The organism is Chitinophaga sp. XS-30 (assembly GCF_008086345.1).
In the GTDB taxonomy this organism is placed as follows: Bacteria; Bacteroidota; Bacteroidia; order Chitinophagales; family Chitinophagaceae; genus Chitinophaga.
The window spans coordinates 5079247-5095304 of the sequence record NZ_CP043006.1 but is presented as its reverse complement, the minus strand read 5'-3'; the positions used below and the strand labels follow the sequence as shown (position 1 = coordinate 5095304).

General features: G+C 51.3%; 13 protein-coding genes and 1 tRNA gene. 4 read left to right on the top strand and 10 right to left on the bottom strand.

The window, feature by feature from the left end:
* Window positions 1-5: 5 nt before the first annotated feature.
* On the bottom strand, window positions 6-785 hold the full coding sequence (locus FW415_RS20490) for a (Fe-S)-binding protein (protein ID WP_148388753.1): 780 nt from the start codon (window positions 783-785) through the stop codon (window positions 6-8).
* 26 nt (window positions 786-811) lie between these two features.
* On the bottom strand, window positions 812-2122 hold the full coding sequence (locus tag FW415_RS20485) for a (Fe-S)-binding protein (RefSeq protein ID WP_148388751.1): 1311 nt from the start codon (window positions 2120-2122) through the stop codon (window positions 812-814).
* Between the two features lie 64 nt (window positions 2123-2186).
* On the opposite strand from FW415_RS20485, the gene FW415_RS20480 reads away from it, so the two are divergent.
* Entirely contained in the window at window positions 2187-2684 is a 498-nt protein-coding gene (locus FW415_RS20480; protein ID WP_148388749.1) for a phosphoribosyltransferase family protein, read from the top strand.
* Here FW415_RS20480 and FW415_RS20475 read toward each other — a convergent pair.
* Complete coding sequence (locus FW415_RS20475; protein ID WP_168208913.1) at window positions 2681-3580, bottom strand: DUF2279 domain-containing protein; 900 nt, start codon at window positions 3578-3580, stop codon at window positions 2681-2683. The genes FW415_RS20480 and FW415_RS20475 overlap by 4 nt on opposite strands.
* A 107-nt stretch (window positions 3581-3687) precedes the next feature.
* Complete coding sequence (locus FW415_RS20470; protein ID WP_148388741.1) at window positions 3688-5412, bottom strand: phospho-sugar mutase; 1725 nt, start codon at window positions 5410-5412, stop codon at window positions 3688-3690.
* Window positions 5413-5516: 104 nt separating this feature from the next.
* Here FW415_RS20470 and FW415_RS20465 point away from each other — a divergent pair, with 104 nt between their 5' ends.
* Window positions 5517-6173 (top strand): protein-L-isoaspartate(D-aspartate) O-methyltransferase, encoded by a 657-nt coding sequence (locus FW415_RS20465; protein WP_148388739.1) that lies wholly within the window; start codon window positions 5517-5519, stop codon window positions 6171-6173.
* Window positions 6174-6248: 75 nt separating this feature from the next.
* Here the strand turns inward: FW415_RS20465 and FW415_RS20460 are convergent, their stop codons facing one another.
* The 3 genes from FW415_RS20460 to FW415_RS20450 form a co-directional block, all read right to left on the bottom strand.
* Entirely contained in the window at window positions 6249-8813 is a 2565-nt protein-coding gene (locus FW415_RS20460) for an outer membrane beta-barrel family protein (RefSeq protein ID WP_148388738.1), read from the bottom strand.
* Window positions 8814-9169: 356 nt separating this feature from the next.
* The gene (locus FW415_RS20455; RefSeq protein ID WP_148388736.1) at window positions 9170-9763 is read right to left on the bottom strand and encodes a DUF445 domain-containing protein; all 594 of its coding nucleotides are present in this window, start codon (window positions 9761-9763) and stop codon (window positions 9170-9172) included.
* An 82-nt stretch (window positions 9764-9845) separates the two neighbouring features.
* Window positions 9846-9919, bottom strand: a tRNA-His gene (locus FW415_RS20450).
* A gap of 314 nt (window positions 9920-10233) precedes the next feature.
* Here FW415_RS20450 and FW415_RS20445 point away from each other — a divergent pair.
* Complete coding sequence (locus FW415_RS20445; protein WP_148388734.1) at window positions 10234-11439, top strand: hypothetical protein; 1206 nt, start codon at window positions 10234-10236, stop codon at window positions 11437-11439.
* Between the two features lie 73 nt (window positions 11440-11512).
* Here FW415_RS20445 and FW415_RS20440 read toward each other — a convergent pair whose 3' ends face one another.
* Window positions 11513-13948: an MG2 domain-containing protein gene (locus tag FW415_RS20440; RefSeq protein ID WP_148388731.1), complete on the bottom strand. Its 2436-nt coding sequence runs from the start codon at window positions 13946-13948 to the stop codon at window positions 11513-11515.
* A gap of 116 nt (window positions 13949-14064) precedes the next feature.
* On the opposite strand from FW415_RS20440, the gene FW415_RS20435 reads away from it, so the two are divergent.
* The gene (locus FW415_RS20435) at window positions 14065-15312 is read left to right on the top strand and encodes an NAD(P)/FAD-dependent oxidoreductase (RefSeq protein ID WP_148388729.1); all 1248 of its coding nucleotides are present in this window, start codon (window positions 14065-14067) and stop codon (window positions 15310-15312) included.
* On the opposite strand, the gene FW415_RS25060 is transcribed toward FW415_RS20435, so the two are convergent.
* Both FW415_RS25060 and FW415_RS20430 read right to left on the bottom strand, forming a co-directional pair.
* Window positions 15309-15464 carry a hypothetical protein gene (locus FW415_RS25060; RefSeq protein WP_168208912.1) on the bottom strand — a complete coding sequence of 52 codons (156 nt, stop codon included), beginning with the start codon at window positions 15462-15464 and terminating at the stop codon, window positions 15309-15311. The two genes, FW415_RS20435 and FW415_RS25060, sit on opposite strands and share 4 nt — an antisense overlap.
* A gap of 58 nt (window positions 15465-15522) precedes the next feature.
* A complete protein-coding gene (locus tag FW415_RS20430; protein ID WP_210420750.1) occupies window positions 15523-15999 on the bottom strand; it encodes a hypothetical protein in 477 nt (158 codons plus the stop codon).
* Window positions 16000-16058: the final 59 nt, after the last annotated feature.

Genomic DNA, 16058 nt, shown 5'->3' with positions numbered 1-16058 from the left:
TTAAGCTATTGCATGTTTTGTTCGATCATTTCGGCGATGTCCAGCACTTTTACTTCTTCTTCCTTTCCGGCTTCTTTCACGCCGTCGGTCAACATGGTCATGCAAAACGGGCAATTGGCGGCAATAACCGAGGCGTCGGTGGCCACGGCTTCATGGCCTCTGGCAAAATTCACGCGGGTATTGCCTTTTTCTTCTTCCTTGAACATCTGTGCGCCTCCCGCTCCACAGCAGAGGCCCTTGCTTTTACAGCGTTTCATCTCTACCAGCTCTGCATCCAGGGTTTCCAGTACCTGCCGGGGAGCCTCGTAAATGCCATTCGCGCGGCCAAGGTAACAGGAGTCGTGGTACGTGATCTTTTTGCCTTTAAAAGTGCCGCCTTCCTTCATTTTGATGCGGCCTCCGTCGATCAGCTGCTGAAGATAAGTGGCATGATGCACTACTTCGTATGTTCCCCCAAGCTGGGGATATTCATTCCGGAAAGTATTGAAACAATGCGGGCATGCGGTTACGATGGATTTCACGCCATAGTTGTTCAATAGCTGAATGTTGCTGTAGGCCATCATCTGGAAGAGGAATTCATTGCCGGCCCTGCGTGCGGGATCGCCGGTGCAGCCTTCTTCCTTGCCGAGTATCGCAAACGGGATGCCTGCTTTATCCAGTATGGCGGCAAATGCCCTGGTGATCTTTTGGGCGCGCTGGTCAAAGCTGCCGGCGCACCCTACCCAGAAAAGCACTTCCGGTGTTTCTCCATTGGCAAAATATTCGGCCATCGTTTTGATCTGCATATGATTCTTTTTTTTCCGGTGTATGATTATTGTATCCAGGCGTCCCGGTCATCCGGACTGAATTTCCAGGGCGCCATATTATTCTCTATGTTGGAAAACATCATGTTCCATTCCTGCGGGGCGCTGGATTCCTCCATCACCAGGTGCCTCCGCATCTGCAGGATGATATGCAGCGGATTGATGCTTACCGGGCATTCTTCTACGCAGGCGTTGCAGGTAGTGCAGGCGCGCAGCTCCTCTTCGGTGATATGATCGCGTAAAAGGCTTTTGTTATCTGTTGTAGCGCTGCCATGCTGCCGGATGTTCCGGCCCACTTCCTCCAGCCGGTCCCGCGTTTTCATCATGATGAGGCGGGGGGAAAGGGCTTTCCCCGTCTGCGTAGCAGGGCAGGCGGCGGAGCATCTGCCGCATTCCGTGCAGGCATATGCGTCCAGCAGGTTCTTCCAGGTCAGGTCCTGCACGTCTTTCGCGCCAAACTTCGGCACGGTGTCGGATACGGGGGCATTGGCCGCCAGCTCAGGCTGCATGGCATACAGCACTTCCTGCTGGATGGCCGGCATGTTCTCCATTTTGCCTTTGGGCCGCAGATCGGTATAATAAGCATTGGGAAATGCGAGGATGATATGCAGATGTTTGGAGAACGGCAGGTAGTTCAGAAAGGCCAGTACACCGAGGATATGCAGCCACCATGCACCGCGTTCCACAGCTATCAGTGCGGAATCGGACAAGCCGGAGAAAAGCGGGGCGAACTGACTGGTCACCCAGAAATCCCCGGTAGTGATGTAATGCTCCGCACCCCGGGCCTGCAATGCCTGGTCTGCCGCGTTCATCGTCAGAAAAAGCAGCATGAGCACGATCTCCGTCAGCAGAATGTAATTGGCATCCGAGCGCGGCCAGCCGTCAAGGTCTTTGCTGATGAAACGTTTCAGTTTGAGGATATTCCGGCGGACCAGGAAGATGGCGCAGGAAACAGCTACCAGTACAGCCAGTATCTCGAAGCAACCGATCAGCACCAGGTACAGCCGGCCCAGAACGGGCGCGAATATACGATGCGTGCCGGCCAGCCCGTCGATCATGATCTCCAGTATCTCTATATTGATGATAATGAACCCGGCATACACAAAGAAGTGCAATACCGCCACCAGCGGGTTGCGGAACATCTTTTTCTGCCCGAATGCCAGCAGCAGCAGGTTCTTCCAGCGCTCGGCGGGACGGTCATTCAGTTCCACATTCCGCCCCAGCAGGATGTTCCGCCGGATACCCAGCGCCCTTCGCGTAAACAACCACACCGCCACACCCAGGGCCGTTAAAAAGAGGAGTTGGTAAACAATTTGCATATCCTTGATTTGACCTTGTTGTTATTGCAATTTATGTATTTTTACGGCTGCACAAAACCGCTATATGGAAAATAAGAACGTTATCCTGACGCAGGACGCGATTGAAAAGAGAATAGAACGGATTGCGTATGAAATATACGAACATAATTACGACGAGTCATCCATTATCCTGGCGGGCATCTGGGACCGCGGCTCCATTCTCACCGCCAAGATCGCGGCGCACCTCAAACGTATCGCTTCCTTCCATATCGATGTCATGGAAATAAAGCTGGACAAACAGCATCCCGCCGAAGTGGAATTATCCCATCAGCTGGATTTTAACGGCAAGGTCATCATTCTGATCGATGACGTGGCCAATTCCGGCCGTACCATGTTATATGCCCTTAAACCATTCCTGCAGTTCCTGCCCGGAAAGATACAGACGGCTGTGCTGGTGGACCGTCGCCACAAATCGTTTCCTTTGTCGGTTGACTTCGTAGGCTACAGCCTGGCCACTACCATTAAAGATATGGTTATGGTAGATGTAGAAGGAGAGGAGATCCGTTCTGCTTATCTCGTTTAAAAGAACACCGCATGCATCCTGATCCTGCCGGCGCTGTTCACTTCCAGCGTGGGGGCAGGGAATTTCAGGCTGTTCAGTACCTGGAACAGTATTTTCAATCCTTTTTTTCGTGTAGGGATACGCGTGAAATCAATATCCGGAGAAAGATAGAACTGCCGGGTACGGTGAATATGCGCGTAGTTGAACCGCCGTCCCTCCGCATCTTCCCAGGTATTGTCGTCCGCTGCGTACATGCCGTCCGCTCCGTAACCGATGGCGATGTTCAGCCATTTCGGGAAGCGGCTGTCTTTCACAAAAGCGGAAGGGTTGACGGACAGCCAGTAGGTTTGCGCATTGTAGTCCTTGAGGATGCGTTCCAGCAGAATATCGCCGAACTGTTCATCCGTCCGGCTACGCAGTACCGGGTCTGTGTACCGTTTCGGTATCGTGGAAAATTTCAGCAGGATGCGTTGTTCATCCCAAAGCAGCTCCTGGCTGATCATTGCGGCAGCGCCAGTGGCATTGGCGCCCATGTCGCTCCAGGAAAACCCCCAATGCCCGGAATGCGCATCCAGCACTTCGATCACGGACTGGTAGGCAAACCCGCTCAATCCCCCTATCCATATCTGCTGCTTGCGCGGTATCCCGGTCCATCGCCACAGTTCACGGCTGTATTTGGCAAGCATGTATGCGCTGTAGGTATGCCCGAACTTGTCTACCTGCAGCCACTCTCCAAAATCATTCAGTGTGTGGAAGCTTTTCTTGGGATAATCCTTATACCAATATTCGTTCAGTATGAACAGCGAGCCTGTGTACACGGCGGCGGAGGCTGTTCCCAGTATCCAGACTTTGGTATGGTCCGTAGAATCCTGTGCCTGAACGGGCTGACGGGCGAGGAGAGCAAGCAGACAAAACAACCAGCCTATGCGGGATATCGCCGGAACGGCCGTTTGGTATCTGAATAAAAAGAGGCTATACCAGTCATTTGGTACAGCCTCCCTTAGAAATGTCCGTTTCAGCCGGGTCATCCAATTTTCATATCGTGAATAATATTGGTCACTTTGCTGTCCAGCAGCTGTTCCACTCTTTCGAGATCGGCCACGCTGTCCAGCGGCTCATGCACGCTGAAGTAGAATTTTATTTTCGGCTCGGTTCCGGAAGGCCGTGCGGATATGCGGCTGCCATCTTCCAGGAGGAACTGCAGCACATTGGATTTCGGAAGGTCTATGGTGGTGGTTTCACCGGTGGCAATGTTGGTTACCTTTTGCAGCTGGTAATCGAACAGTTTCACTACCGGAGAGCCATTGATGGTCTTGGGCGGATTGTCGCGGTAAACCGTCATCATTTCAGCGATCTCTTCCGCTCCCTTCATGCCTTTTTTGGTGATGGAGATGAGCGATTCCTTGTAGAATCCATATTTCAGGTAGATGTCGATCAGCTGCTCAAAAAGCGATTTGCCTTCATGTTTCGCATAGGCGGCCATTTCACAGATCATGGCCACGGAAGCGATGGCATCCTTGTCCCGCACGTTGTCCCCGATCATGTAACCATAGGATTCTTCGCCGCCGCAGATGAAGTTCTCTGTTGCTTCCTTGCGGCGGATCAGGTCTGCGATCCATTTGAAGCCGGTGAGGGTATTGTAGCATTTGATGCCGTTGGTAGCGGCAAATACGTCTATCAGGTCGGATGTGACCACTGTTTTGCAGATGTAATCGTTCGGTTGTGTGAGGCCCTTGCGTTTGCGGGCTTCCACGATGTAATTAAAGAGCAGCACGGCGGTTTGATTACCATTGAGCAATATCCATTTGCCGGTATGGTCTTTCACGGCGATGCCTACACGATCTGAATCGGGGTCGGTCCCAAGGAGAATGTCCGCATCCAGTGCCGCCGCTTTTTTCAGGCCGATGCTCATGGCTTCGGACTCTTCCGGGTTGGGATACACAACGGTCGGGAAGTTGCCGTCAGGCTGGGCCTGCTCTTCCACAATGTGTACATTGGTAAAGCCGAAGCGCTGCAATATCTCCGGTACAAGGGTAATGCCGGTACCATGAATGGGGGTGTACACGATCTTGAGGTCTTTCTGCGCGGCAACAACTTCCGGGTACACGCTCAGTCCTTTGAGCATCTGCAGGTATGCTTCGTCAATGTCTTTCCCGATAAGGGTGATATTTTGTTCCCAGCCGGTCCAGTTCACTTCCCCGATGCTGCTGATCTTGTCCACTTCCGCGATCACGTTCTTGTCGTGCGGCGGTACCAGTTGCGCGCCGTCGTTCCAGTAGGCTTTGTACCCATTGTATTCCCGCGGGTTATGAGAGGCCGTGAGCACAATACCGGCCTGGCAATGCAGGTGGCGGATGGCAAAAGACAGTTCGGGAGTGGGCCGCAGGCTGTCAAAAAGAAACACCTTGATACCGTTTGCCGCCATCACATTGGCTGCCACTTCCGCAAAATAGCGGCTGTTATTCCGGCTGTCATGCGCGATAGCCATTTTTATTTCCCCGTTGAATGACTTTTTGAGATAGTTGGCAAATCCCTGTGTGGCCATCCCTACGGTGTATCTGTTCATGCGGTTGGTGCCTACGCCCATTATGCCGCGGAGACCGCCGGTACCGAATTCCAGGTTACGGTAAAACGCATCTGTCAGTTCTTCGGGATTGTCTTTACGGAGTTTTTCAATTGTCGATACGGTTTCGGCGTCATACCCGCCGGTCAGCCATTGTTCTACTTTGCTGAGAATGTTTGCATCCATTGTTATTATCTTTTTTGGGCCACGAATTTCTTTAGGAGTGTAAAATAATGAGAAAATGCTGAACCTCCATGTATCTATGCAGATTGAATGTTATTTTTGCGGCCATGAGGCGGTACGAAGACAATTACAAGCAAAAAGGGCTGCGGCGGCAACTGGTGGACAACATCAGGCAGAAAGGTATTACGGATGAAAATGTATTGGCAGCCATCAACAACATTCCCCGGCATTATTTCCTGGATACGGCCTTTGAAGGGATCGCGTATGAGGACAGGGCATTTCCGATCGGGGAGGGGCAGACCATCTCACAACCCTATACCGTTGCTTACCAGACGCAGCTGCTGGAAGTAAAACCCTTTGAAAAGGTGCTGGAGATCGGCACCGGCAGCGCTTACCAGGCTTGCGTGCTTGGAGAGCTGAAAGCTAATGTGTACACTATTGAGCGGCAGAAGAAGCTGTTCGAACTGGTGAAACAATTCCCTTTCAAATCAAAGTATCCCACGCTCCGTTTTTTTTATGGGGATGGATATGAAGGTTTGCCTACCTATGCTCCGTTCGACAAGGTGCTGGTTACCGCGGCGGCGCCGGAGATCCCCCGCAAGCTGTTACAGCAGCTGAGGATCGGGGGGAAGATGGTGATCCCCGTCGGAGGCCAGGATGTGCAGCGCATGCTGCGTATCACCAAGGTGGGGGAAGACGATTATGAGGAGGAGGTGTTCGACAACTTCTCGTTTGTTCCCATGCTTACCGGAAAGAACGGATAAGGCATTAAAAAAGGTCCCGAAGCCAACGGGACCTTTTTATTTCTACTATATACTGATAACTACAACTATGCGTTATTAGAATCCCTGCCCGGTATCCATCTGCATGCCTTGTTGCTCGGAACGCATATTCTTGCGCTTGAACAGCTGGGTATCGAATTTCCCGAAGCGGTAGCTCAGATTCAGCTTCAGGATGCGGGACTCGCGCTTGCGCAGATAGGATTGAGCGAAAGCTTCATCCACCTGGTCCATTTCATACTGCCGGGTATTGAATACATCGCTCAGGGAGAGGGTGGCGGAGAGGTTCTTGCCTTTCAGGAAGTCTTTCCGCAGGGCAAGGTCTACCGCGCTCAATCCTTTGATCATTCCCTGTGCTGAAGTAGGGATCATCATGAACCCGCCGCCACGGCCACCGCCTCCGCCAGGAAGGGTAATGGTCGGCGCCTGGTAATTGGCTGTTACCTGGAAGGTAAAGTTCGCCGGCAGCTTTGTTTCCGAATTGATCTTGGCCAGCCAGCTGAACCCGTTGTTGGTGATATAATTGCCGGTCTTTTCATTGAAAACATCTATTTCCTGCTGATAAAGGTTCACATTGGTCGTGATATCCCATCCTTTCACGATCTGGTTCTTTACCGTTATCTCCGCTCCGTATGATGCGCTTTTCCGTGCATTCACGAATGTGGAAAGCAGGGAATCCCTGCCGATCACGGTGCTGAGGGAAGTGATCAGGTTATTGGTATTCCGGTAGTAGAGAGAGGCCAGCACGTTATGCGCCTTCCAGGTTTTCATGTAGGAGAACTCCAGACTGTTGGTGAATTCCGGTTTCAGGTCGGGATTGCCTTCGCGCTGGTTTTGCGGGTCTGTAATGTCCCGGTAAGGGATCAGCTGGAAGAAATTGGGACGGTTCACCCGGCGGGAGTAGTTCAGTTGCAGTTCCTGCTCTTTCTCCAGTTTATAAGAAAAGTACACGCTGGGGAACAGGCCCGGTCTTGCCCTGGTGGGGTTGAACTTCAGGCCCTGGCTCGGGATCTCTCCGGCGTACACATACTGCTCGGCACGCAAGCCCAGCTGGTAGCCGAAGTTGCCGATCACATTGGAGTAGTTGCCGTAAGCGGCGTAGATCTGTTCGTTGTATTCATAGTCGGTGGACAGGCTGTCTATCCGCTCATCCACACCCGCATTGTTGCGGTTGAACACATCGTAGATGCTGCTATAGTTGCGGAGGGTTGCTTTAACGCCTGTCTCGAATTTACCTGTGGCGCCAACAGGATTCACATAATCCGCCTGGAGCGTGAAGAAATCGGTTTTGCCATCGCTGTTGTTGAACTGGAATCGCGGGTCTCCAAGCGGGTTGCCGCTGGCGTCCTGCATCCGGGTGTTGAAGCCTCCGCTGCGTTCATTGCTGCTTTTATTCATGGAAAAGTCAGCTGTCAATTCCTTGTTCGGTTTGGCGAAAAGATGTTTGAAGCCTACCAGTGTGGTGTAGTTGCGGAAGCCGAACTTGCTGTCAGAAAGCCGCTGGTTCTGCCCGGTGAAGCTTTTGTTCTCATCGCTGAACACGCTGGTGAGATCTTCAAAGTTCTTGAAAGACCCGCGCACGATGTTCTGGCTCACGGAGATGGTGTTCCGGTTATCGATATAATAGTCCACCCCCAGTTTGCCGAACTGGAATTGCCCGCCGCTACGGCTATCGCTCGTTTGTGTCGTATAATTGTTGGTGGTAACACTGCTGCCGGGAACGCCGAAATTGGTCCGGTCCGTTTCGCCGCTGCCCCAGTTGCGGTTGGCGTTGAAATTATAGTTGGCGGAGACATTCCATTTCCCCTGGCGGGCGTTGATATTACCACCCGCATTGTATTTGTCATTTGTACCGATACCGCCCATGATCATGCCGTTGAAACCGGCCTTTTTATTCTTTTTCAGCACGATGTTGATGATGCCGCTCATACCTTCGGCATCGTATTTGGCGGAAGGGTTCGTGATCAGTTCCACGCTTTCAATGGCATCGGCGGGTATCTGGTCGATCGTCAGGGTGCTGGGTTTTCCGTCCACAAAGATATTGGGAGAGGAGTTGCGCACTTTCACATTACCGTCAATATCCACGTTCACCGAAGGCACGCTTTTCAGTACATCCGCGGCGGTACCGCCCACACTGGTCAGGTTCCGGTCTACATTGAACACCTTTTTGTCGATACTCATCTGGAAGGCCGTCCTTTGTCCGGTTACCTGTACTTCGGAGAGTACTTCGGTATTGGCTTCCAGCCGGATATTCCCCAGGTCCTGCGACATGGCCTGCGGGGTTACCGATACTTTTTTGAAGATGGTTTTATAACCCATGAAATTGATACGGAGAATAAACTGGCCGAAGGGCAGTTGCTCAAGGCTGAAATCCCCGTTGGGTTTGCTGAGCATGCCGGTTACCACACCGGAATCCTTCTGGCGGAGGAGGGCTACTGAAGCGTATTCTATGGTTTGCCTGGTCTGTGCATCTACCAGTTTGCCGTACACATGACCGATCTGGGGCATGGCCGCGCGTTGCTGGCCGGCTGCCGCACCGGCAGGCCGTGTGCCCTGGGGCGCTTGCGCTGCAGCGTACGTCTGTATCACAATTGATCCAATAATTAAAAAGAACAATTTTCTCATCTGTTAATATCTGTTTTTTACGGGTCCGATGGAACCTTACTCGGTTTCTCTGTTAATATCTGTTTTTTTACGGGTCAGATGGAACCTTAGTCGGTTTCATCTTGATTTTTACTTTAACTCAGATTTAGACGTTGTTTTTAGGAAGAGTATTTGCCGGCACAAAAGTATGGGCAATTTGGCCTGTGTTGCAGACAAATTGATGAAGTGAAAGGAAACAGGGACGAATGATATTAAAACGGGGGCAGAAGGTATTAACAGTATTTAACACCCTGCAGGCGCATGTTTCGGGAGAATAAAGCGTCTTTCAGCAGTTGCCGGTGATGGCGTGTTGGAAAGCCGGCAACGGGTCAGGCTTTTTACAGCATGGCGAGCAGCAACTGCAGGCAACCCATAACAAAACCGATGGCCGCACCCAACCAACTCATGGCGGACAATCCTTTACCGGCCTGGTGGCGCAGTCCTGCCTCCACCTGTGCCACGGAAAGGCCCGATATTCTGGAAGAGACGATGCTGCGGAGGTCCAGCTCATCTTTCACATTCTGGAGATACTGATCGATCAGTTTCGGGAAGAGGAGATCCAGTTCCGCTGCCAAAGTGGTTTTGATCTGGAGGATGGTGCTGTCTCCGATGAACATGGAGATCATCGGCATGGTTTCCGGCAGCTTCTTGCGGAGAAAATGCTCCAGATGCTCTTCTACATGCGGTTTGATAGCACTGATCTTTTCGGGGTCTGTCAGCTTGCTGCGGATATCCTCAAAAGAGAAAAACTGTTCCGATACCATTTTTCCCAGTTGCTCCCCGAGTTGCTGTTGCTGCCGGGGAAAGATGCCCTGCAGGGTGAACAGGCCCAGGCTGACCGGTTTAACCGGATGAAAGATCAGCCACATGGCAGCTTTGATAACAAGCCAGCCGGTCAATGCGCCGAGAAAAGGAATCAGGTAAAGTAACATACGCGTCTTTTATGATGCACAATCTTGTGTGCTGCACAAAAAAATGGCCTCCGTTTTGACAGAGACCATCTTTTGCGAGGTGGGTGACTGAGGGGTCTCGAACCCCCGACCCTCAGAACCACAATCTGATGCTCTAACCAACTGAGCTACAGCCACCGTGTCGTATTTTGTGGAGTGCAAAGTTAAGGTAATTCGTTTTCAATTTCCAAATGTGCAGCAAAAATCTTTTTTTGTTATAGGTGTTTTTTTTGACGGAAATAACTGGCTGATATTAAGCCCGAAATTCACCCTTCGAAAATTAACCGTTTGCGGACCGGGTTATGCACATGATTTCCCCATAAAATATCGTATCTTTGCGATTCGCAATTCACCCGAAAACTTACTAGCCCAGCATGCGAAGTGCTGGGCTTTTTGTTGCCATGAATCAAAGAAAAATTATATAATAAATTGGAATACAATTAATTATGCATATGGACCAACTGAAATTGAAATTACAGGAGTATTATGAGCACTATCAGCAACTGGACAAAAAGCCTAGGAAAGCTGCAAGTACAGCGGTGAGCAGCCGGGTGGGAGAGATGGAAAGTGATATTCTGACCCAGTTCGGTTTGCCGGTATCGAAGCGTTTTGTGCAGATACTGCACGATTTTGTGCATCACAGCATGATAAACGACCAGTTGCTGGACTATGTCAGCCGCAAATTGAAGACGGCGGCGCGCAAGTACCTGCTATCTCCCGTAGTGAGCAATCTTGAGCTGCTGACACAAGCGCGTGACCAGAAAAGAAGTCCGTATGACGTGCTGCCGGAACTGGGATACCCCGCGCATGACTATGCCCTTTTTCTGCTGGGAGAATTACTGTACCGCCGCAATATGGCACCGCAGGATATTCTTGATGAACTGAAGCAGGTGCAGTTGCATCATAGCTGGGAAGACCTGCAGGTGTTGCAGGGAGTGCACAATTATTCCAGTCACGAGCTGTACGCGAAACTGAAGAAGCACCAGCTTCGCTTTGTGGATGATTTCATTCAACACCTTCGCCGTCAGGAGGTGGCCAAGCCGCAAAATAAACGGTTGACGCCCGCGGAAGAAGGATACAAGCCGAATTATCAGACCATTTCCAAAGTACAGGTGGAGGACATTGTGTTCGATGACAAAACCACACCCAGTCTTTTTGGAAAGATCCGCACCGGCAGAAGTTACTCCCGGATCACCATAGCACTGGAGTTTTCCGAGCTGAACCAGTTGCTGATGAACAGCGGCGAACTCGGTATCGAGATCAGCAATGCCATCAAAAAACGCATGGCAGGCCGCACGGTCAAAAAACCGATGGTGATCGATATCAAAGCGGAATTCGGTGAGCCGCTAAAGCTGGATAATTGCTACCTGGAAGTGTACAAGCCGCAGCACAAGGAAGACGGGAAATGGACGGAAGACAAGGACGCTTTTTATTTTGTAGACAAGATACTTTCCAAAAAAGAGTTTGACAAAAAGGCCAAGGAAGCCGAAGTGAAAACCAAGATACAGGAATGCCTGGAGCTGGTGGGCGGTTCCTACGTGTACTATCAACGCCTTCGCAGACTGGGCATTACGGACGACGAGGCCAAGCTGAGGGCCGGCCTGCAGGACGAGTTGTTGTTCAAACTCAGCTTTTATCTGAACAAGCTGAAAGACTGACCGGGATATGCTTGAAACAGAAAAGCGGAGCATTGCGTACAATGCCCCGCTTTTTTTATGAAAGTTACGATGGTCAGAAATCCTTTTCCACCCTGCCTACCCGGCCATACTGGTCCATTGCTTCCAGCACAACATGGTAGTTCTTCGTAAAGTCGTTGTTGTAGAACGTGAAACGAGCGGTGTTGTTTGTTGTGTCAATACGCAGACTAGGGTTCCAGTATAAGGTCAGGCGTTTGTCCGGCAGGCGGTGCACTTCTTTTCTCACGGCATAGTCCGGACTGTAGAATTCTTTCAGTATGCGGTAGCCGCCTTTTTTCATAAGCTCCAGGCTCTTGGCGTTCGGGTCCGGTTGGGAATCGCCGCCTCTGCGTGTCCATATGGCGATGGCGCCATCTCCGCCGCCAAAGCCGCCGAGGAACGGCGGACGGAATACTTTGATCAGCGCAACATCCGCCATGGGGATGTTCGCTACGGTCTGGATATCCACCGGCATCTGGTCCAGGAACACACCGGGCGTACCGCCGCGCCAGGAAAGGGTCGGACTGTTGACGTTCCCGTTGATCTGCAGGCCGGGCACTCTGGCCTGGAGGTATTGGAATACATTGAAAGCCACGGGATTTTCCTGTGTCAGATCGAACGTATAACCGTTATCGCTTGTGAACATGCCGGAAGTGTACCGTTCGTTGGTGGTCTGTGCTGCTGTTGGCTTCTTGGCATTGACATTCACTTCCTTCAGGTAGATGGTCCGGTTCGTGATGGTCCGGTTTACCGTATTGCCTTCATTCACCGTAGCCAGATAGTTTTTCAGCATACGATCGTCTATCGGTGGTGGCGGCAACAAGGGGATGGGTGTTTTTACCGGAGCGTACACGTCAAAGAAGTGACGGTCAAACTCCACATCCACATCTCTCCATTTTTTATTCGTCATATTTCCCTGAAAGTAAATATTGGCGGTATCGCTGAAGAGCATGTTATCCAGCGAGAAGCGGCCCCGCGCATCCACGGGGGATGAAGCAATGGCTGTAGAGCTGTCTACCGGTATGCGGATCAGGAAGCTCACCTGGCCGTCCGTTACCGGATTGCGGCCTGCGGCATAGGCGGTGCCGGAAACGGAAATTCCCTGTTCATAGGGATAACGGAGTTCCGGGAATTTGTCATTGATGATCTTCTGCCAGTCGAAACGCCGCCATCCGTTCGTCAGCATCACCAGGTCCAGCGCTTTCAGCGTACTGGCACTGTCGTTACGGAAATACCAGTATGGGTTATGTACATACCCGTGAAGGTCTGAGGTGAGCTGATTATGGGTAATGATATTATTGGCGTTGGCATCTCTTGGTACCTGGTCGGCATCAGTAACGGATACGCTTACACGTCCGCGCATGGAGTCGGGCACCTGCAGCACCAGTTCTGTTCTTTCCCGCGGGCCTTTGTTCAGTTCCTGGGGGTCCAGGAAGAAATCCAGGGTATCGGTCCGCTGATTGAGGTACACGATCCTTTCGCTGAGCGGGCGGCCTGTTTTATCGAAAACGGTGAGTTGCATGATACCGGAGGGGAGGTCTTTGGCGGGGATTAATCCGCTTACCTTTCCTTCCTCTATGTTCAGCATGGCTTTATATACCATCTGGTTCTGCATCTGGGCGATCAGTACCAGTTCGTTGAAATTTTTGTCCAGTCCATGGAAGCCGGTCAGGTAAAATATCCGTGCGCCGCGGTTAAACACTTTCAGTGCAATACCGGAGGGTTTAACGGCGGGAAGCGGGAATGTTTTCTGCTGGCCGCTGGCAGATTCCACAACGGCTTTGTAGGTTTCACCGGCTACGGGTTTCAGCTCAAAAGCGCCCATACCATCGTGTACGGTTTCGATGACGCCCACTTGTTCATCTTTGCTGTTGCGCACTACGCCGGCCACTTTTATCGGGTAGCCATTCTCATCAATGGCTTTAAATGCTACGGTGCTGTTGACTTCCTGGATCAGGTCCCCCCCTTCGGGGAAGAACTGCACGGCGTAGTTCTTGGACGTAGCTTTATCGCCTGCGGCGCCGCTTTTGGGGTCGAAGACCTGTATATTCCTGTAGAAGAGAAAGGTAGAATCGAAGTTAAGCATCCAGGCCGTGTAAGCTCTTACCTGGTAAAGGCCCGGTTTCATGTTCTCCGGCAGCTGGAATTCGCCCGCGGCCCCGCCTTCATATGCCAGTACCAGCTCTTTCTGAACGATGGCGCCCTTGGCGTCCCGTAACTCCGCGTAGAGGTTGCGGGCCCCGAGGGCGGGGAGGTCATTCAGGGTGATGTATGCGGAAAACCACATGGTTTCCCCGGCAGCGTAATAATCTTTGTCAAAATGGAGGTACACCTTTTCCTGTGGGTAGTTTTGGGCGAATTTTTGTAGTGCGGTGACGATCCTGTCCGTCCAGTCATCGGGTAACCTGAAACCTGTTATACCCCAGGCTCCGATGGCCAGGAAGCCGACGATGAACAGGTTACGAAACTTTAGCAGGGATTTGCGTTGCATGGCGTTGGCTATCTGTTTAAACCAACAAGATAATGAATTACGAATAATTAGTAGGGAAGAATTGCCGGATTTTAACATTTCATTTTTGCGCATTTAAGTCCGAAATTCGCCGGAATATGGGTCAGAACGATGAAAATGGTACAAACAGACTGGTAGTGATCGGCGGCGGTGCGGCCGGGTTCTTCTGTGCGGTGAACGCCGCCAGGCTCCACCCGCATCTGGAAGTCCGCCTGCTGGAAAAGACGAACAAACTGCTCTCCAAAGTAAAGGTTTCCGGCGGAGGGCGATGTAATGTCACCCATGCATTGACGAGCATTTCAGCAATGGTTAAGCGCTATCCCCGTGGAGCGCAGTTCCTGAAGCGCTCATTCCCGCATTTCTTTGTGCAGGATACGGTCCGCTGGTTTGCAGACCGGGGAGTGGAACTGAAAACGGAGGATGACGGCCGGATGTTCCCTGTTACGGACAGCTCCGGGACAATTATCGACTGCCTGCTGCGGGAAGCGGACAGGTACGGCGTAAAAGTGGCGGTACAGTCGGAAGTAAGCCGGATTAGCCGGCAGAAAGAAAAATGGATATTGCATCTGCCGGGCGGCAATACCCTGGAAGCCAGATATGTTTGCATCGCCGCAGGCGGATATGCTCAGGCGGAGAAGTTCAACTGGCTGCAGGAACTGGGGCATACCATTGAACCGCCGGCGCCATCGCTTTTTACTTTCAATATGCCGGAACATCCGGTCACAGCCCTGATGGGTGTGTCTGTTCCCCATGCACAGGTGAAGATAGCGGGAACGAAGCTCCAGGAGGCCGGCCCCTTGCTCATTACGCACTGGGGCATGAGCGGTCCGGTGATCCTGCGTTTGTCCGCCTGGGGCGCGCGGCTGCTGCAAAGCCTGCAATATACCTTTACCCTGGTGGTCAACTGGTTGCCGGATCAGCATGAAAGCGCGCTCCGTGATGCCTGGCACGGGATACGGCTGAATATGGGTGGACAGATGATGCATGCCAAAAATCCTTTCGGATTGCCGCAAAGGCTCTGGCATTTTCTGCTACAACAGGCAGGCATACACGAAGAAGTGCGCTGGGCGGATCTGCCAGGAAAGGAACAGCATAAGCTGATCCGGTGTTTGACCGGTATGGAATTTCCTGTTAAAGGGAAAACGACTTTTAAGGAAGAGTTTGTGACCTGTGGGGGAGTGCGGTTATCGGAAATAGATCCGAATACAATGGAGAGCAGAGTAGTGCCCGGTTTGTTCTTTGCCGGCGAGATCATGGATGTGGACGGGATCACCGGCGGGTTCAACTTTCAACATGCATGGACCAGCGGCTGGATCGCTGCCGGTTTGGGGGAAAGGAAAGGTTAAACTGTTCCCCATTTCAGCCGGGAGATCATGGCGTTGGCCGTTTTAAGTTTTTCGGGGAATAATACTTTCCCGGAAAGTTTGTCGAGAGAACGGTCTCTTCTGACTTTCACTCCAAGCGCGGCGGCTCCTTTCAATTCTTTTTTTGTTTTCATCTGTTCATGTTTATTTTTTACGGTCAGATGGAATGTTATTTCATCTGTTCTCACTTCACTACATAAAACTAAGTATTTTTTTTCGTTTCACAAGAAATCCTTCATATGCTACCCCTTTCACAAACGGCTTTGCGCAATAGCAACCTTTCACGATGTTCATGCCGAATATTTCAAAGTCTCTGCTCAGTTCTTCCAGGTTAATGGCCAACGCAATCCTGTACAGTCGCGTTCTTTCGGGTGTGCTGCCAGTGAAGAATACATATTTCCCGGCGTTGCAGGCCGTAAATTCGTACACGCTTGCCGCAACTGTGGCCAGGATCTTATTCCTGTCTTTATTATCATTTTTTACATGATCATCTATATAACCGTCAGATAAAAGATCCCCGAAGGCAAGGTTATAAATGGAAGGATCTTCGGTTTCAATGAACTGAACGATCTTTTGAATTTTACCTTTCGGTCCGTCACTGGTGAATTTGAATTCACGGCCATCTGTTGATATCAGTAGTGGCTCATACTTCGCATGATTCATGCTCATCAACTTGGTTAACAATAACAATGGCGGCAAATTACTTTAATTCTTTTTTACTGCAATGA